The organism is Quadrisphaera sp. RL12-1S, assembly GCF_014270065.1.
GTDB lineage: Bacteria > Actinomycetota > Actinomycetes > Actinomycetales > Quadrisphaeraceae > Quadrisphaera.
Genome location: NZ_JACNME010000003.1, coordinates 194,812 through 212,004 on the forward strand (window position 1 = coordinate 194,812; position 17,193 = coordinate 212,004).

At 76.6% G+C, this 17,193-nt stretch carries 16 protein-coding genes; 6 read left to right on the forward strand and 10 right to left on the reverse strand.

The genetic code is table 11. The features are described 5' to 3' along the window. Nucleotides 1-73: 73 nt before the first annotated feature. The 3 genes from H7K62_RS07185 to H7K62_RS23620 form a co-directional block, all read right to left on the reverse strand. Nucleotides 74-919, reverse strand: a complete 846-nt coding sequence (locus H7K62_RS07185) for a RecB family exonuclease (RefSeq protein WP_186717522.1) — start codon at nucleotides 917-919, stop codon at nucleotides 74-76. Nucleotides 920-942: 23 nt separating this feature from the next. After that, on the reverse strand, nucleotides 943-1,803 hold the full coding sequence (locus H7K62_RS07190; RefSeq protein ID WP_186717259.1) for a PHP domain-containing protein: 861 nt from the start codon (nucleotides 1,801-1,803) through the stop codon (nucleotides 943-945). A 62-nt stretch (nucleotides 1,804-1,865) separates the two neighbouring features. Further along, entirely contained in the window at nucleotides 1,866-3,404 is a 1,539-nt protein-coding gene (locus H7K62_RS23620) for a lytic murein transglycosylase (protein ID WP_186717260.1), read from the reverse strand. Between the two features lie 313 nt (nucleotides 3,405-3,717). Between H7K62_RS23620 and H7K62_RS07200 the strand changes: the two genes are divergently transcribed. Beyond that, complete coding sequence (locus H7K62_RS07200) at nucleotides 3,718-5,379, forward strand: aminopeptidase P family protein (protein ID WP_186717261.1); 1,662 nt, start codon at nucleotides 3,718-3,720, stop codon at nucleotides 5,377-5,379. A gap of 79 nt (nucleotides 5,380-5,458) precedes the next feature. Here the strand turns inward: H7K62_RS07200 and H7K62_RS07205 are convergent, their stop codons facing one another. Both H7K62_RS07205 and H7K62_RS07210 read right to left on the reverse strand, forming a co-directional pair. Beyond that, nucleotides 5,459-5,977: a general stress protein gene (locus H7K62_RS07205; RefSeq protein ID WP_186717262.1), complete on the reverse strand. Its 519-nt coding sequence runs from the start codon at nucleotides 5,975-5,977 to the stop codon at nucleotides 5,459-5,461. Then, nucleotides 5,974-6,540, reverse strand: coding sequence for a Dps family protein (locus tag H7K62_RS07210; protein WP_186717263.1), 567 nt, complete (start codon nucleotides 6,538-6,540; stop codon nucleotides 5,974-5,976). Before H7K62_RS07210 ends, H7K62_RS07205 begins: the two co-directional genes overlap by 4 nt. Nucleotides 6,541-6,684: 144 nt before the next feature. On the opposite strand from H7K62_RS07210, the gene H7K62_RS07215 reads away from it, so the two are divergent. From H7K62_RS07215 to H7K62_RS07235, 5 genes are all read left to right on the forward strand, one after another. Then, nucleotides 6,685-8,076: a magnesium transporter MgtE N-terminal domain-containing protein gene (locus H7K62_RS07215; protein WP_186717264.1), complete on the forward strand. Its 1,392-nt coding sequence runs from the start codon at nucleotides 6,685-6,687 to the stop codon at nucleotides 8,074-8,076. Continuing rightward, nucleotides 8,069-8,824, forward strand: coding sequence for a DUF1003 domain-containing protein (locus tag H7K62_RS07220; RefSeq protein ID WP_186717265.1), 756 nt, complete (start codon nucleotides 8,069-8,071; stop codon nucleotides 8,822-8,824). The genes H7K62_RS07215 and H7K62_RS07220 overlap by 8 nt, the downstream gene beginning before the upstream one ends. A gap of 88 nt (nucleotides 8,825-8,912) precedes the next feature. Next, nucleotides 8,913-10,982 (forward strand): ATPase, T2SS/T4P/T4SS family, encoded by a 2,070-nt coding sequence (locus tag H7K62_RS07225; protein WP_186717266.1) that lies wholly within the window; start codon nucleotides 8,913-8,915, stop codon nucleotides 10,980-10,982. A 53-nt stretch (nucleotides 10,983-11,035) separates the two neighbouring features. Next, nucleotides 11,036-11,866 carry a hypothetical protein gene (locus H7K62_RS07230; RefSeq protein ID WP_186717267.1) on the forward strand — a complete coding sequence of 277 codons (831 nt, stop codon included), beginning with the start codon at nucleotides 11,036-11,038 and terminating at the stop codon, nucleotides 11,864-11,866. A 46-nt stretch (nucleotides 11,867-11,912) separates the two neighbouring features. Then, nucleotides 11,913-13,082 (forward strand): Mrp/NBP35 family ATP-binding protein, encoded by a 1,170-nt coding sequence (locus H7K62_RS07235; RefSeq protein WP_370591656.1) that lies wholly within the window; start codon nucleotides 11,913-11,915, stop codon nucleotides 13,080-13,082. 95 nt (nucleotides 13,083-13,177) lie between these two features. On the opposite strand, the gene H7K62_RS07240 is transcribed toward H7K62_RS07235, so the two are convergent. The 5 genes from H7K62_RS07240 to H7K62_RS07260 all read right to left on the reverse strand — a co-directional run bounded on the left by H7K62_RS07240 (nucleotide 13,178) and on the right by H7K62_RS07260 (nucleotide 17,184). Beyond that, on the reverse strand, nucleotides 13,178-13,798 hold the full coding sequence (locus H7K62_RS07240) for a twin-arginine translocase TatA/TatE family subunit (protein ID WP_186717268.1): 621 nt from the start codon (nucleotides 13,796-13,798) through the stop codon (nucleotides 13,178-13,180). 120 nt (nucleotides 13,799-13,918) lie between these two features. After that, entirely contained in the window at nucleotides 13,919-14,542 is a 624-nt protein-coding gene (gene sigE, locus H7K62_RS07245; RefSeq protein ID WP_186717269.1) for an RNA polymerase sigma factor SigE, read from the reverse strand. An 85-nt stretch (nucleotides 14,543-14,627) separates the two neighbouring features. Beyond that, entirely contained in the window at nucleotides 14,628-15,332 is a 705-nt protein-coding gene (locus H7K62_RS07250) for an O-methyltransferase (protein ID WP_186717270.1), read from the reverse strand. Further along, entirely contained in the window at nucleotides 15,332-17,014 is a 1,683-nt protein-coding gene (locus tag H7K62_RS07255; protein WP_222437218.1) for a leucyl aminopeptidase family protein, read from the reverse strand. The genes H7K62_RS07250 and H7K62_RS07255 overlap by 1 nt, the downstream gene beginning before the upstream one ends. A 2-nt stretch (nucleotides 17,015-17,016) precedes the next feature. Continuing rightward, entirely contained in the window at nucleotides 17,017-17,184 is a 168-nt protein-coding gene (locus tag H7K62_RS07260) for a DUF3117 domain-containing protein (RefSeq protein WP_109772666.1), read from the reverse strand. Nucleotides 17,185-17,193 lie beyond the last annotated feature (9 nt).

Consider the following 17,193-nt stretch of genomic DNA (forward strand, 5'->3'; position numbering starts at 1 on the left):
GTAGAGGCGTGCAGGCGCATGATCGTCACGAGGTGGTGGCGTGCAGGCGCATGATCGTCGCGGAGGAGAGGGGTCAGGCGGGGTCCAGGGCGGCCCAGGGCTCGGCGGCGGGCACCGTCCGCTGACCGGTCGGGCACGAGGGCCGGAAGTCGCACCACGCGCACAGCGCGGACGGCGCGGTCGGGAACGCCTCGTCGGGGTCGGCCCCGGCGGCCAGCGCGGCCTCGGCGCGGACCGCGTCCGAGGCGATGGACTCCGCCCGCCGCACCACCCGCTCCAGGGAGGTGCTCGTGTGCTCGGCCGCCGCCACGGTCCCGGTGGGCACGTGGTGCAGCTCCACGCGGCGGCACCGCGTCCGCAGCGTCCGCCCGGTGGCCAGGGCGTAGAGGCCGAGCGCGAGGGAGGAGCGCGCGTCGTCGTCGTCCGGCGCTCTGCGGCCGAGCTTGTAGTCGACGACGACGGGCTCGTCGCCGTCGCCCTCGGGACGCGGCCGCCGGTCGATCCGGTCCACCCGGCCCGAGAACGCCAGGGCGGCGGTCGGGGTGCCGACCGTGCGCTCCACGCCCACGGGCTCGGCGCGCGGGTCGAGCCGGGCGGCGTAGGCCTCCACCGCCGCCTGCGCGCGCAGGCGCTGTGCCTGCGACTGCTCGGCGTCCCGGAAGCCGCCGCTGGCGGGCGTCGGCCACGCGGTCCACGCCTGCGCCACCAGCTCCGCGGCCCGCTCCGGCGTGCGCTGCTCCAGCGGCTGGTCCCACCAGCGCGCCAGCGCGGTGTGCACGGCCGCCCCGACGCTCGTGTGCGCGAACGCCCCGCCGCGCTGCGGGGTCGGCCTGTCGAGGTAGGTGAACCGGTAGCGGCGCGGGCAGTCCTCGAAGGTGGTGAGCTTGGTGGGCGTGCAGCGGAACAGCCGCACCGGCATGCCCGGCAGCTGCTGCTGCTCGCTCACGGCAGCGCCTTGAGGGTGCCCACCGGATCCACCCCGCGCCCCTCGGCGAGGATCCGCTGCAGGGATTCCGGCGAGGTGGTGTTCTCCGCGAGGCGGTTCTGCTTGCCGGTGCCGTGGTAGTCGCTGGAGCCCGTGGTCAGCAGGTCGTGGGCCTTCGCGAAGTCCCGCAGCCACGCCTTGGCGTCCTCGGTGTGGTCGCGGTGGTCGACCTCCACCCCGGCCAGGCCCGCCGCGACCATCTCCTCCAGCACGTCCTCCCCCACCACCTTGCCGCGCGCCGACGCCAGCGCGTGGGCGATGACCGGCACCCCGCCGGCGGCCCGCACCCGCTGCACCGCCTCGACGGGGTGCGGCGCGCCGTGGTGCACCACGTAGGGCGAGCCGTCGGCCAGCAGCCCCGCGAACGCCTCGTCCCGGTCGGCCACCACCCCGGCGGCCACCAGCGCGTCCGCGACGTGCGGCCGGCCGACGGTCGCCCCGTGCGCCGCCTGCGCCAGCACGTCGTCCCAGGTGATCGGGAAGTCTCGCCCGAGCAGCTCGGCCATGGTGCGGGCGCGGCTGAACCGGATGTCGCGGGAGGTGGCGAGCGTCTGCGCGAGCTCGGGCTCCTGCGGGTCGTGCAGGTAGCTGAGCAGGTGGACGGTGACGCCGCGGACCCGGCACGACACCTCCGCACCGGGCAGGAGCAGCACGCCGCAGCGCTCCGCCTGCCGACCCGCGCGGGCCCACCCGGAGGTGGTGTCGTGGTCGGTGATGGCCATCGCCCGCACTCCCGCGTCCGCCGCGGCGCTGACGAGCCCGGCGGGGTCGTCCGTGCCGTCCGAGGCGGTCGAGTGGGTGTGCAGGTCGATGAGCACCCCGGAAGCCTAGGTCGCGCCGGCGACCTCGACCGCCCGAGGACCTGACGACCAGCGCGGGCTCAGCGCGTCGGCTGCGCCGAGGCCGTGGACGAGCCGGTCGTCGAGGACGACGACGACGGCGACGGCGAGGCCGTGGACCGCTGCGCCGAGGGCTCGTCCGTCGACGTCCCGGTCGGCGAGGCGGTCGGCGTCCCGGTCGGCGAGGCGGTGGGCGAGGCGGTGGGCGTCGGTGAGGACGCGGCGCTCGTCGGGGAAGGGGCGTCGTGGGAGTGGCCACCGCGGTGGTGCTGCGAGTCGGTGGGCGAGGCCGCCTGGGTCGGCTCAGCGGTCGGCTCAGCGGTCGGCTCCGCGGTCGGCTCAGCGGTCGGCTCGCAGGTGGGGACCGCGGTCGGAGCGGGCGTCGCCGCGACCAGCTGCCCACCGGTCGCCGGTGTCGGCGTCGCCGTCGCCGTCGCCGTCGCCGTCGCCGTCGGAGCCGGGGTGGGCTCCGCCGTGGCGGTGCTCGACGGCTCCGGGACGGGGCAGCAGGTGGCGCTCCCGGGCTGCTCCGCGGGTGCGGGGGTCGGCTCCCCCGTCGGGGCGGCCGTCGGCGCAGCGGTCGCCGCAGTCGGCCCACCGGTGGGCGCGGGCGTCGTGCTGGCGCTCGGGTCCGCCGCCGCGAGCGCGTCGGCCGCCGGGGCGCAGGTCGGCGGGACCGGGTCGGCGGGGGCGGGCGCGGCGGGCGCGGGCGCCGCGGCCTGGGTGGGGGGCGGGGTGGTGCGGGTGGGGACGGCGGGCAGCGGCACGAGCTCCGGCAGCGCGGGCAGCACCGACAGGCCCTCGGTGTACGCCTGCGTCCACGCCAGGACGGTGGCGGCGTAGGCGCCGGAGCGGTTGTAGCGCCACAGGGCCACCACCTGGCCGTCGTGGGTGGAGAGGTCGGCGCCGCTGGCGCAGAGGTAGCGGGCGGCGACGAGCGCGGCGTCGTCGACGTCGCTGGGGTCCGCGACGCCGTCGCCGTCAGCGTCGGCGCCCCACGCCCGCCAGGTGCCGGGGAGGAACTGCATCGGGCCGACGGCCCGGTCGAAGCGGGCGTCCCCGTCGTAGCGCCCGCCGTCGCTGTCGGTGATGACGGCCGTTCCGGCCGAGGAGCCGTCGAGGAGCGGGCCGAGGATGGTGGTCGTGGTGCGGCCGGAGGCGTCCACCCTGCCGCCCCCGGCGTGGGCGGACTCGACCTTGCCGATGCCGGCCAGCAGCTGCCAGGGGATGCGGCAGCTGGCGTCGGTGGCGGCCGTGCGGTCCGCGGCGGCGCGGTAGGCGGCGAGCACGCGCTCGGGGATGCCGGCCTGCGTCCCCTGGACCACCAGCGGACCGACCTCGCGACCGCCGTCGGCGGGCGGGGCGGCGGACGGGTCGGCGCCGTCCGCCGGGACGGTCGCGGCGTCGGACAGGGGCACCACCGAGGCCGACGGGCCCTGGCTGGACCCGCCCGCGGTCGACGAGACCGCCGCCGGGGCCACGAGCACCACCTCGGGCGGGGTCCGGTCGGCGTCCGCGGAGGCGGCGACCACGGACGCGGTGACCACCGCGACGGCGCAGAGGGCAGTGGTGGACCTCACCCGCGCACGGCGGGACGGCCCGTCGCCCCGGCGACCGGCGTCGTTCATGGAACCCCCCTCGCGGCGCCACCACGTGCGGTGGACGTCAGCGGAGGTTCCAGCATGGGGGTGGACGAAGCGGGGCACAACCGACACGACGATGACCTCAGAGCGACGCCCAGGTGGCGCAGCGCGACCATGAGCCTGGTGACGGCCGGTCACGCACCGCGACCCCGTCGGCGGCCCCACCGGCTGAGCCGGGTCTGCGCGCCCCGCCCCAGGCGCACCTCGAGGGCCTGGACCGGGCCCGGACGCGCGGTGGGAGGATCGGGGCATGAGCGAGGCCACGAGCACCGCCGAGACCGTCGACCGTCCCCTCGTCGAGGTCGCCTCCCCGCAGGCCCCTGGCACGCCGGTCACCCCTGGCACCCCGGACGCGCCGACCGGAGCGGTGGAGCCGGAGGCCGGGGAGGGTGCGGGGCCCGGCGAGGCGCAGCGGCTGGCCGAGCGCGGGTCCAACCGCAGCCAGCGCCCCACGTCGCAGGCGTTCCGCGACTTCATCGCCGGGGGCTGGGCCCCCCGTCCCGCTCCCCCGGAGCGGCTGGCCGCCGCCCCGTGGGCCGCGGCGCGCCGGGAGCGCATCAGCGCCCGGTTCCCCGGGGACCGTCTGGTGCTGCCGGCCGGGCCGCTCAAGGTGCGCAGCAACGACACCGACTACCGCTTCCGCCCGCACTCGGCGTTCGCGCACCTCACCGGCCTGGGGGCTGACCGCGAGCCCGACGCCGTGCTCGTGCTGGAGCCTCGCGGTGACGGCGGGCACGAGGCCCAGCTGTTCTTCCGGCCCCGGGCCGAGCGCACCACCGACGAGTTCTGGGCGGATGCCCGGTACGGGGAGTTCTGGGTGGGCGTGCGCCCGTCCCTGGAGGACGTCGAGGCCGAGCTGGGCCTGGCCTGCCGCCATGTGGAGGGGCTCACCGAGGCCCTCACCGGCCCCCTGCCGTCCCCGCGGGGCGTCGTGCGCGTCGTCCCCGACGCCGACCCGCAGGTGAGCGCCCTGGTCGAGGCCGGACGGCTCGCCGCGGACCCGTCCGCCCCCGCCGCTGGCGGCGCCGACGGCGAGCGGCCCGACCCCGACGCGGAGCTGGCGGAGGCGCTGTCCGAGCTGCGCCTGGTCAAGGACGCCTGGGAGGTCGAGCAGCTGCAGGAGGCGGTGGCCGCCACCGTGGCCGGCTTCGCCGACGTCGCCCGCTCGCTGCGCGCCGCGGTGCGCCACGAGCGCGGCGAGCGCGTGGTGGAGAGCGCCTTCGAAGGCGTCGCGCGCCGGGAGGGCAACGGCGTCGGCTACGAGACCATCGCGGCGGCCGGGCCCCACGCCTGCACGCTGCACTGGATCCGCAACGACGGTCCGGTGCGCCCGGGCCAGCTGGTGCTCGTCGACGCCGGCGTCGAGGCGAGCTCGCTGTACACCGCCGACGTGACGCGCACGCTCCCGGTGGACGGACGCTTCTCCCCGCCGCAGCGGCGCGTCTACCAGGCGGTGCTCGACGCCGCCGACGCCGCCTTCGCCGTCGCCCGTCCCGGCTCGAAGTTCCGCGACCTGCACGCCGCCGCCATGGAGGTCGTCGCGGCGCGGCTGGAGGAGTGGGGGCTGCTGCCGGTGAGCGCCGCGGAGGCGCTGGACCCGGAGACCGGCGGGCAGCACCGCCGGTGGATGGTGCACGGCACGTCCCACCACCTGGGCCTGGACGTCCACGACTGCGCCCAGGCGCGCCGCGAGATGTACCTCGACGCCGAGCTGGTGCCCGGCATGGTCTTCACCATCGAGCCGGGCCTGTACTTCAAGGCCGACGACCTGCTGGTCCCCGACGAGCTGCGCGGCATCGGCGTGCGCATCGAGGACGACGTGCTGGTCACCGAGGACGGGTGCGTCAACCTGTCCGCCGCGCTGCCGCGCCGCCCCGCCGACGTCGAGAGCTGGATGGCCTCCCTGCGCTGAGCGCCGCTCGCGCGACGAGGCCCGTCGTCGTCCTGGTCCAGGACGACGACGGGCCTCGTGCGTCAGGCGGGGCCGCGGCTCAGAGCTGGCCGGTCTCCCGCTGGAGCGGCCGGACGCCCTCCAGGCCCTCGAGCATCCGCCGGGCGCGACCAGCCTCCTGGTCCGCGCAGATGACGGAGTAGCGGGACGCGAGGATGGCGTTCACCGACGTGAAGTCGCGCCGGCCGCCCGTGAGCGCGTAGCTGATGACGCCGAAGAGCATCCCGGAGCCCGCGCCGATGAGCACCGCGGCCAGCCACACGTTCAGACCGCTGCCCCCCACGAAGAGCGTGAGCAGCAGGCCCAGGAACAGGCCGAACCACAGGCCCGACGCCGCCCCCGCGAGCGCGGCCCGGGCGTACGTCAGGCGGCCCGTGACGCGCTCGACGCTGCGCAGGTCGCTGCCGACGATGCTCACCAGCTGCACCGGGAACCCCTCGTCGGAGAGGTGGTCGACCGCCTTCTGCGCCTCGAGGTAGGTGGCGTAGGTGGCGATCTCGGAGCCGGTGGGCAGCGTGATGCCCCCGCGGACGCGGGGCTGCGGCGACCCTGCTGTCACACGGACTCCTCGGTACCGGCCTCGGCGAGCTCAGCCGCCTCGACCTCGCTGGTGGCGCCGGTGGTGGAGAGCTCGCCGCCGGCGTTCTCCAGGTGCGCCCGCACGAACCAGTGGTACTGCTCGAGCTGGCCGGACTGGCCGATGAGCAGGTCCTCGGTGATCGGGTCGACCTCTCCGGTGGCCTCGATGGCCTCGCGGTGGCTGGAGATGACGCCCGAGTACACGAGGTCCAGGGCGCCGAGGTGCTCGATGGCGCCGGCGCGGCCGATGGAGTACTCGTTCCAGCTGCGGTTCTCCACGAGCGCGCCCGGGGTGCCCTTCGGCGACCCGCCGAGGGTGGCGATGCGCTCGGCGACCTCGTCGGCGTACTCGCGGACGGTGTCGACCTGGGGGTCGAGCATCTCGTGCACGGCGATGAAGTGCGGGCCCACCACGTTCCAGTGGACGTGCTTGAGGGTCAGGTGGAGGTCGTTGAGGGCGTACAGCCGGTCCTGCAGGATCTCGGCGACCTTCGCGGAGTCGCCCTCGCCCATGCCGGGCACGCCGTAGTGGTTGGAAGCCATGCCGCCACGCTAGATCGGCGGGCCCACCTGCGCCCGTCGGCGCTCGGCCGGCCGGGAGCACCCCCTGCCCGCGCGTCCCGCCGTCCCCCGGGCGGGTGCGCGGTCCCGGGGAACGCCCAGCGAGCGCCGCTACGCTCGGTGCACGTGAGCGGCGCACCGTCCCGGGTCTTCGTCGCGCGCCTGGCCGGGCTGCCGGTCTTCGACCCCGTGGGCGACCGCGTGGGACGGGTGCGCGACGTCGTCGTCGTCCCGAGGGCCGCCCGTCGCCCGCGAGCCGTCGGCCTGGTGGTGGAGGTGCCCGGCAAGAAGCGCATCTTCGTGCCCATGACACGCGTGACCAGCATGGACACCGGCCAGGTCATCACCACCGGGGTGCTCAACGTGCGGCGCTTCGAGCAGCGCGAGGCCGAGGTGCTCGTCATCACCGACCTCTTCGACCGCGAGGTGGTCCTCAACGGCGCCGCGGCGAAGGCGGTGCACGGCGGCGACGTCGACGGGCCCGTGGAGGGCTTCGTGGAGGACGTCGCCCTGGAGCAGGCGCGCTCGCGCGACTGGGAGGTGGGCCGGCTGTTCGTCCGCGAGGCGGGCAAGGCCGGCAAGAAGAAGGGGCTGCGCCGCAAGGGCTCCACGGCCCTCATCGACGTGCACGACGCCGCGGGCCTGTTCGGCACCCCCCAGGAGCAGGGCGCCACGCTGCTGGCTGCCTCCCTGGAGGAGATGAAGCCGGCCGACATCGCCGACCTCCTGCACGACATGCCGCTGAAGCGGAGGGTGGAGCTCGCCTCCGAGCTGGACGACGAGCGCCTCGCCGACGTCGTCCAGGAGCTCCCCGACGACGACCAGGTGCAGATCCTGTCCGCGCTGGGCCGCGAGCGCGCCGCCGACGTGCTCGAGGCGATGGAGCCCGACGACGCCGCCGACCTCCTCAACGAGCTGTCCGAGGAGGCCGCGGAGCAGCTGCTGGGCCTCATGGAGCCGGAGGACGCGCGCGACGTGCGCCGCCTGCTCGCCTACGAGGAGGACACCGCCGGCGGCCTCATGACCACCGAGCCCGTGGTCATGGGCCCGGAGGCGACAGTCGCCCAGGCGCTGGCCACGGTGCGCCGCACGGAGGTCCCCTACACGCTCGCGGCCGCGGTCTTCGTGGTGCGCCCGCCCACGGAGACCCCGACGGGCCGCCTGCTCGGCGTGGTGCACCTGCAGCGGCTGCTGCGCGAGCCCCCGCACGAGGCGATCGGCGGGCTGCTCGACCGGGAGATCGAGCCGCTGGCCCCGGACACCCCGCTGGCGGTGGTGACCAGGCGCCTGGCCACGTACGACCTGGTGTCGCTGCCCGTCGCGGACCCGCAGGGCCGTCTGCTGGGCGCGGTGACCGTGGACGACGTGCTCGACCACCTGCTCCCCGACGACTGGCGCGAGGTGGACGAGGAGGCCGTCGAGCCCCGGGCGGAGCTGGAGACGGTGACCGGGCAGCTGCGGGCCGTGGACCCCGCGGCGCCGCGTCCGCGCGGCACGAAGGGAGCGGGTCGTGGCTGAGGAGCGCGAGGGCCGGCGGCGCGACAGCCTGGACCAGCCGCGCGAGGGCGGCCAGCGGCTGGCGCCGCGCGTGCCCCGGCTGGACCGGGAGCGCTTCGGGCGGCTGTCGGAGGCGTTCGCGCGGTTCATGGGGACGCCGCAGTTCATCCTCTACATGACGGTGTTCTGCGTGGCGTGGATCGCGTGGAACACGCTCGCGCCGGTCCCGCTGCAGTTCGACCCCAAGTCGCTGAACTACACGCTGCTGACGCTGATCCTGTCGCTGCAGGCGTCGTACGCGGCGCCGCTGATCCTCCTGGCGCAGAACCGCCAGGACGACCGGGACCGCGTGGGCCTGGAGCAGGACCGCCAGCGCGCCGAGCGCAACCTCGCCGACACCGAGTACCTCGCCCGCGAGGTCGCGGCCCTGCGCCTGGCGGTCAGCGAGGTGGCCACCCGCGACTTCGTGCGCTCCGAGCTGCGCTCGCTGCTGGCCGACCTGGAGCTGGTCACCGCCGAGGCGCTGCGCGGCGACGACGAGGACGACGACGACGCCGAGCCCCGGCTGGACCGGCCGCTCGACCGCAGCCGGGAGAAGGCGCGGGAGAAGGCCCGCAAGCGCGAGCGGGCCCAGGCGCGGTCCGTCGAGCAGCCCGAGCAGCCCGAGCAGCCCGAGCAGCCCGATGAGCCCGGGCAGCCGCCGGAGCCGCTGGCGCCCGCGGCCGTCCAGGTGCCCGGGCAGCAGGTGCCCGCGACCACCGACCGCTGAGCCGTCTCCCGGTCGGGGGGCGCCGTGATCGGCAAGAGCAGCAGGTCAGGGGCTCAACCGGGTTCCGGGGCGTGCCGATGGACCAGGGGTGACACCTGGTCGGCCCTCCCCCACGCTGTCGTCGCTGCAGTCGCTGCAGCGCCGGCGCCTCGGTGACGTGCTCGTCGACGCGGGCGTCCTGACGCCGGCGCAGCTGGCGGAGGTCCTGGCCGGTCAGCAGAGCAGCACCGGGCGCCGCAAGCGCCTCGGTGAGCTGCTGGTGCAGTCCGGCATCGCCGACGAGAAGACCATCGCCCGGGCGCTGGCCGACCAGCTGGGCCTGACGGTGGTGGACCTGTCGCGCATGGTCCCGGACGCCGAGGTGGTGCGCAGCCTGCCGCAGGCGGTGGCCGAGCGGACGCGCGTGGTGCCGCTGGAGCGGACCCGCACCGGGCTGGTGGTGGCCGTGGCGGACCCGACCAACGTGCTCGCCCTCGACGACGTGCGCCTGCACACCGGTGCCAGCGACCTCGTGGTCACGGTGGCCACCGAGAGCCAGGTGCGCGAGCAGCTGATCCGCGCCTGGTCCCTCGGCCAGGACCGCTCCTCCGCGGCCGCCGTGGAGGACGCCGGCGGCGACCTCGACCCGTCGATGAGCGCCTCGGCGGCGCTGGAGCAGGACGCCGGCGCCACGGACGACGAGTCGCCCGTGGTCAAGCTGGTCAACCGGATCCTGTCCGACGCCGTGCGCGCCCGCGCCTCCGACATCCACATCGAGACCCAGCGCGACGAGCTGCGGGTGCGCTACCGCGTGGACGGCATGCTGCGCGAGGTCATGAGCGCCTCCAAGCGAGCGGCCGGCCCCATCATCAGCCGCATCAAGATCATGTCGGGGCTCGACATCGCCGAGCGGCGCGTGCCGCAGGACGGTCGCAGCCGCGTCATCGTGGACGGCTCCGCGTTCGACTGCCGCGTCTCCACGCTGCCGGCGCTGCACGGCGAGAAGGTGGTCATCCGCCTGCTCACCCGCGGCGACGCCGTGCCCGACCTGGACTCCCTGGGCTTCGAGGCGGACCAGCTGGAGGTCTTCCGCCGGGCGCTGTCGGTGCCGCAGGGCCTGGTGCTCATCACCGGCCCCACCGGGTCGGGCAAGACGAACACGCTGTACTCCGCGCTGGCCGAGGTGCTGACGCCGGAGAAGAACATCATCACGCTGGAGGACCCGGTCGAGGTCCAGCTGCCCGGCATCACGCAGGTGCAGGTGAACGTCAAGACGGGGCTGACCTTCCAGGCCGGGCTGCGCTCGGTGCTGCGCCAGGACCCGGACATCGTGCTGGTCGGCGAGGTCCGCGACTCCGAGACCGCCGAGCTGGCCCTCAAGGCCTCCCTCACCGGCCACCTGGTGCTCACCACGCTGCACACCAACTCGGCCGTCGCGGCGCTGACCCGCCTCGTGGACATGGGCGTGCAGCCCTTCCTCGTGGCGTCCTCGCTGACCGCCGCGGTGGCCCAGCGCCTGGTGCGCAAGCCCTGCGCGTCGTGCGCCGCCCCGTACGAGCCCCCGGCGGCGGTGCTGCAGGCGCTCGGCCTGCACGCCTCCGACCTCGCCGGCGCCTCACCGCGGCGCGGCACCGGCTGCCCGGACTGCGGCGGCACCGGCTACAGCGGCCGCACCGCCGTGTACGAGGTGCTCGAGGTGGACGCCGAGCTGCGCCGCGTGCTCATCGCCGACCCGCGCGAGGCCGCCGTCGGCGAGGCCGCCGCGCAGCGCGGCATGGCCTCGCTGCGCGACTCCGCCGTCCGCAAGGCGCTCGCCGGGCAGACGACCTTCGAGGAGGCGCTGCGCGTGACGGCCTCCGACGACGCCGCCCCCACCACGTGCCGCGCCTGCGAGCGGGCGCTGGAGGAGGGCATGGTGGCCTGCCCGTACTGCGGCACCGCGCAGCAGCCCGAGGGCTGCACCGCCTGCCACCGCCCGCTGCGCCAGGAGTGGGCGTGCTGCCCGTGGTGCGCCGCCCCTGTGGCGGGCCGCGCCCTGCGCCCCGCGGCCGTCGAAGCGCTGCCCTCGCCGGCCCTCCGCGCCGGCACGCTCATCGGCGGCGACGAGCTGCCGGCGTCCTCGCGCCTGGCCTCGGTGCAGGCCGCGCACCAGGAGGCCGCACCGCAGCACTGGGCCTAGCCTCGTGGAGGAGCTGGGCGCCGGCGGTCCGGGCCCGGCCGGCGGGAGGGCGCGTGGGACCTGGGGGCAGGGCTGACGGCGAGGACGTGCTCGTCGTCGACCTGAGCGCTGACGACCCGCACGCCGTCGACGCGGGCGCGTGGGACCTGGACGCCCCCGACGGCACAGACCGGGCTGACGGCGCTGACGGCGCTGACGGCGCTGGTCCGGCTGACGACGCCGCCGGGTCCGGGCGCTCCCGCCCCGGTCCCCCTCACCGCGCGCGCTGGACGTGGGCGGTGGTGCTGGCGGGTGCGGCCGCCGTCGTCGTCGTGCTCACCGGCGCCTCCTCCCTGCTGCGCAGCCCGCAGGAGCGTCTCCAGGACCGCCTCACCGACGCCCTTGACGCCGCCGGCGTGCGGCTGGCCGAGCCGGTGTCGCTGGAGGACGACGGCGCCGGACAGGTGTGGACCGGGCTGCTGCGCGTCCGCGAGGCGGGCGGCGGGGTGACCGGCGTGCGCGTGGCCCTGCGGCCCGACCCGCCGGAGTCGGCCGAGCCCGGGGTGACCGCGGGCCTGTTCCCGCTGGTCGACTGCGGCACCCGCTACCCGCTGAGCTGGGCCGGCGACAGCGACACCAGCTTCCGCACCACCCGGGCCGACCTCGCCGAGTGCGTCACCTCCTCCCCCGGCGGCGGCGTGCTCGCCACCATCGCCTGGCGCTCCGACGACGACTCCCGCGACGGCTCCGGGGCGGCGGGCCGGCAGACGTGGCGCACCGACCCGCGCGGCGGTGTCGTGTGGCTGCACAACGGCTCCAACGACTCCGGCGACGGCGGCCCGGGCCTGACCGGCGAGCAGCAGCGGGCTGTCGCCACCACGGAGGGCCTGCTCGCACCCCTGTGAGCACCGGCCGGGCGGCGGTGTGCGAGGACGCACCTACTCTCGTGGGGTGAGCCTGCTCCGCCGTCCCTCGTCCGCCGCGAAGCCGGGGCCGGAGGAGTCCGCGGTAAGCGCGGCGCTGGGCACCGTGCTGGACCCCGAGATCCGCCGCCCCATCACCGAGCTGGGGATGGTCGGGTCGCTGGAGGTGTCCGCCACCGGCGCGGTGCTGGTGCAGGTGCTGCTGACCACCTCGGGGTGTCCGCTGCGCGACACCCTCGAGCGCGACGTCACCGCGGCCGTCTCGCGCGTGGCGGGCGTGCGCGCCGTCCGCGTGGACCTGGGCGTCATGGACGACGAGCAGCGCTCGCGCCTGCGCGGGGTGCTGCGCGGCCCGGGCGGGACGGCGGGCGAGCGCGACGTGCCGTTCGCCCGGCCCGGCTCGCTGACGCGGGTGTACTGCGTGGCGTCCGGGAAGGGAGGTGTCGGCAAGTCCACGCTGACGGTCAACCTCGCCGTGGCCATGGCCCGCGACGGGCTGCGCGTGGGCCTGGTGGACGCAGACGTCCACGGCTTCTCGGTGCCCGGCATGCTCGGCACCACCGACCGGCCGGTGAAGATCGAGGACGTGGTCATCCCGCCGGTCGCCCACGGCGTCAAGGTGATCTCCATGGGCATGGTGGTGCCGGACGGGCAGCCGGTCATGCACCGCGGCCCCCTCCTGCACCGCGCGCTGCAGCAGTTCCTCACCGAGGTGCACTTCGGCGACCTCGACGTGCTCCTGCTCGACATGCCCCCCGGCACCGGGGACGTGCCGATCAGCGCGGCGCAGCTGCTGCCGGGCTCGGAGCTGCTCGTGGTGACCACGCCGCAGCCCGCCGCCGCCGAGGTGGCGCACCGCTCGGGCGGGCTGGCCGCGCGCACCGGGCAGGGCGTGGTGGGCGTGGTGGAGAACATGAGCTGGATGCCCCTGCCCGACGGCTCCCGCCTGGAGGTCTTCGGGTCCGGGGGCGGAGCGGCCGTGGCGGAGCGGCTCTCGCGGGACTCCGGCGCCCCGGTGCCGCTGCTGGCGCAGGTGCCGATGGACGTCGCGGTCCGGGAGGGCGGTGACGCCGGCATGCCCGTGGTGCTGGCGGCGCCGGACTCCCCCGCGGCGCTGGTGCTGTCCGACCTCGCGCGCACGCTCGGGCGGCGGGCCCGCGGCCTGGCCGGGCGGCCTCTCGGCGTCGTCCCCGTCTGAGCGCGCTCCCTGCTGGCCCTCGTTGGCTCAGGGTGGCCCTGCGCCACTCCTACTGGACCAGGGCCACCCTGAGCCAACGAAGGAGGGAGGGGCTGTCAGGTGGCCTCGAGGTCGACGGGGGCTCCGGCCGCGGAGCGGGCCATCGGCACGGAGGAGCCGTCAGCAGCGTCGTTCGCCTGGCCGTTCGCCGAGCCGTTCGCCGGGGCTGCGCCGCCTGCGGTGGGCCCACCCGTCGTCCCGACGGCGGCGGCGTCGAGCGGCGAGTCGGCGCTGGAGGGGCGCTTGTCAGCGGGGCTGACCGAGGGCAGGCCGGCTCCCGGCGGGAAGCTGCTCGTGCTGGAGGCCCCGGCCGCTCCAGCGGCCCCGACGGCTCCAGCAGCCGCGGCCGCACCCCCGACCGCTGACGGGCCGCCGCTGCTGACCGGCTTCGGCGCCGGCGGGGCGGCCGGCTCGTCGTCCTCGATGGCCTCGGTGAGGGCGTCCCGGATGATCTTGCGCGGGTCGTACTGGCGCGGGTCGAGCTTCTTCCAGTCGACGTCGTCGAACTCCGGGCCGAGCTCTCCGCGCACCTGCTCGCGCAGGCCCATCGCCATCTTCCGGCCCTCGCGGACCATGCGGCCGAGCTGCGCGGCGTACTTGGGCAGCCGCTCCGGACCCACCACGATCAGCGCGATGACGAGCAGCACGGCGAACTCGCCGGGGTTGATGCCGAACACAGCTTGCTCCCTCGCTCACCGCCCCACGCCGGGCTCCGAAGACCGGGGCCCCAGGCACCATCCTGCCCCCGCCGCGGCCGTGCGGGTGCCGCACCCGCCTCCTGCGGGCGCCGACCGCGCTCAGCCGACGAGCGGGACCACCCGCCCGGGACCCCCCAGGACCCGGGGTCCGGCCCGGCGCGCGGGGGTTGCGGACGGCCTCGCGGGACGCGTCGGCGCCCGGTGCTCCAGGTGCTTGCGGAGCTGGGCGCGCGCCCGGGACAGCCGCGAGCGGACGGTCCCGGTCTTGACACCGAGCACCTCCGCGACCTCCTCGTAGGTGAGCCCCTCGACGTCGGCGAGGACCACCACGGCGCGGAAGTCCGGCGAGAGCCGGTCCAGGGCCGCCTGCACGTCGACGTCGAAGCGCCCCGCCTCGAACGCGCGCTCCGGGCCGGCCCCCCGGTCGGGAAGCCGGGCGGTGATCTCCTCGGTCAGGGCGTCGAAGCGCAGCCTGCGGCGGCGGCGCGCCTGGTCGAGGAAGAGGTTGGTGGTGATGCGGTGCAGCCAGCCCTCGAAGGTGCCGGGCACGTAGGAGTCGAGCGAGCGGAAGACGCGCACGAAGACCTCCTGCGTGAGGTCGTCGGCGTCGTCCCGGTCACCGGTCAGCCGGTAGGCGAGCCGGTGCACGCGGACGGAGTGCTCGCGGACCAGGTCCTCCCACGAGGGCGGCGTCCACGGCTGCTCACCCGCCTGCGCTGACATGGGCTCCACTGTGCCGCTCCTTGCTGACAACGTCCTGGGGAGCGGGTGTGAGCCGGGTCACCTGGGCGTCACGACCCACGGCGGGTCAGCGGCGCCGCGCCGCCAGCAGCAGGCCCTCGCCGCTGGGCACCAGGGCCGGCAGGAGGTCCGGTGAGCTGCGCAGGGCCCGTGACAGCTCGCGCACCGCGGTGGTCACGGGGTCGCGCTGGGCCGGGTCCCCGGCGCGGTCGGCGGACAGCGCGCCGTGCAGCGCCACCACACCACCGGGCCGCAGCAGGCGGACGGCCCGCTCGAGGTAGGCCTCGGTGCCGACCGGGTCGGCGTCGAGCAGCACGAGGTCGTAGCCGCCCTCGGTGAGGCGGGGCAGCACGTCGACAGCGCGGCCCGTGATGCCGCGGATGCGACCGCTGCGCACGCCCAGCTCGGCGAAGGCCGTGCGCGCGGCGCGCAGGTGCTCGGCCTCGGCGTCGATGGTGGTGAGCACGCCGTCGCGCGGCATGCCCCCCAGCATCCACAGGCCCGAGACGCCCGCACCGGTGCCGACCTCCACCACGGCGCGCGCGTCCACCGCGGCGCACAGCGTCTGCAGCAGCGCCCCCGCGCCGTTGCCGACGGCGGAGATCCCCAGCTCGCGGGCGCGGGTGCGGGCGCGCTCCACGGCCTCGGACTCGGGCACGAAGTGCTCGGCGTACTGCCAGCTGGCGGCCTTCGAGCCGCTGGCGGACGTGGCCGGGGCCCGCCGCGCGGGAGCGCCGGGGGGCTGGTGCTGCGCCCCGGGGAGCCCGGGCATCACGCCAGGTCCTCGAGGAGGCGCAGCAGCAGCCGCGCTCCCCACCCGGTGGCGCCGCGCGGCACCTCGTGGGACTCCTTCTCCGAGCGCCCCACGCCGGCGATGTCGAGGTGCGCCCACCGGCGCTGGCCGGCGAACTCCCGCAGGAAGAGCGCCGCCGTCACCGAGCCCGCGCCGGGCGCGGGCGAGGACGGCACGTGGCGCAGGTCGGCGACGTCGGAGTCGAGGCTGGCGCGGTACTCCTCCACCAGCGGCATCCGCCAGACCCGCTCGCCGGTGGCCTCTCCGGCCTCGGCCAGGGCGGCGGCGAGCGCGTCGTCCTCGGTGAACAGCGCCGCGTGCTGGCGGCCCAGCCCCAGCGTGGCGGCGCCCGTGAGCGTGGCGACGTCGACGAGCAGCGCCGGGTCGAGCTCGGCGTCGGCGAGCGCGAGGGCGTCGGCCAGGACGAGGCGGCCCTCCGCGTCGGGGTTGTCCACCTCCACCGTGGTGCCGTCGAGCACCCGGATGACGTCTCCGGGGCGGTAGCTGGCGGCGCCGAGGGCGTTCTCGGCCAGCGGGAGCAGCGCGGTGACGGGCCGGCGCAGGTCGGCCTCGGCGGCCGCGACGACGGTGGCGAGCACCACGGCGGCACCCGCCATGTCGGTCTTCATGGCCACCATCGACTCGCGCGGCTTGAGCGCCAGCCCGCCGGTGTCGTAGGTGATGCCCTTGCCCACCAGCACCGCGCGGCCCTCGGCGACGGGCGCCGGGCCGGAGGGCGTCCAGTCGACCCGCACCAGGCACGGCGGGTGCCGCGAGGCGGCGCCCACAGCGAGCAGCCCTCCGGCGCGGCGCTGGGCGAGGTCCTCCTCGTCGAGCACGGTGACGGTCAGGCCGGGGCGGCCGGCGCACAGCGCCTGGGCCTGCTGGGCCACCCAGGCGGGGGTCTTGGTGGACGACGGCGTGGCGGCCAGGTCGCGCACGCGCCAGGTGGCGGTGGCAGCCGTCTCGGCCCCGGACCAGGCCTTGGCGACGTCGTACCCGGTCCACGCGGGCTCGGTGGCGGGTTCGTCGTCCGGGGACAGGCGCACCGTGGGGCGGCCCGTGATCCCCAGGAGCTTCACGTGCTCCACCGCCGGCTCCGGCCCCTCCTCGACGCCGGAGCGCGGCGGGGTCCAGGCACCGAGGAGCACGCCCTCGGTGAAGGCGCCCACCAGCGCCGGCTCGAGGGCCGCGACCGCGGTGGTCGCCACCAGCTCGCAGCCCCGGGAGGCGCGGGCCAGGGCGGCCCCGGCGCGGCGCAGGTCGCGCGCGGTGCCCTTCCCGGTGCCGAGCAGCACGAGGCGGGTGCCGCCGGGCAGCGCGGCACCGTGGACGGGCAGCACCGACCCGGCGGCGGCGCGCCACGGGGCGTCGGCGCAGATCCGCGCGAGGTCCAGGCCGGTGGCGGCCTCGACGCCCGCCGCACCAGCACCGAGCTCGACCGCGCCGTCAGCACCGGGGCCCGCTGCACCCACGCCGAGCAGGAGGACCGCGACGCCGTCGAGGGTGACGGCGTCGTCCTCAGGATCCCCGCTGGGCAGGGCGGAGCCGCCCCCGAACCGCGGGAGCGGACGCTCCGGCCGGGGCCCGACCTGCAGGTCGGGCCCCTGGCCGGTGGCGGCGGGCGCAGGCGGCGCCGAGGGGGAAGGCGCGCCGGCCACGCTCAGCCCGCGGCGGTCTTGAGGGCGTCGCCCAGGGCGTTGGCCTCGTCGGGGTTCATCTCGACGACGAGGCGGCCACCGCCCTCGAGCGGCATGCGCATGACGATGCCCCGGCCCTCCTTGGTGACCTCCAGGGGACCGTCACCAGTCCTGGGCTTCATGGCAGCCATGCGGCACAC

Excerpts from the sequence above, each read along its gene's own strand:
- H7K62_RS07250 (WP_186717270.1), bottom strand. The coding sequence starts at position 15,332 with ATGCCCGGGCTCCCCGGGGCGCAGCACCAGCCCCCCGGCGCTCCCGCG.
- H7K62_RS07210 (WP_186717263.1), bottom strand. The coding sequence starts at position 6,540 with ATGGCTTCCAACCACTACGGCGTGCCCGGCATGGGCGAGGGCGACTCC.
- H7K62_RS07185 (WP_186717522.1), bottom strand. The coding sequence starts at position 919 with ATGCCGGTGCGGCTGTTCCGCTGCACGCCCACCAAGCTCACCACCTTC.
- H7K62_RS07200 (WP_186717261.1), top strand. The coding sequence starts at position 3,718 with ATGAGCGAGGCCACGAGCACCGCCGAGACCGTCGACCGTCCCCTCGTC.
- sigE (WP_186717269.1), bottom strand. The coding sequence starts at position 14,542 with ATGTCAGCGCAGGCGGGTGAGCAGCCGTGGACGCCGCCCTCGTGGGAG.
- H7K62_RS07260 (WP_109772666.1), bottom strand. The coding sequence starts at position 17,184 with ATGGCTGCCATGAAGCCCAGGACTGGTGACGGTCCCCTGGAGGTCACC.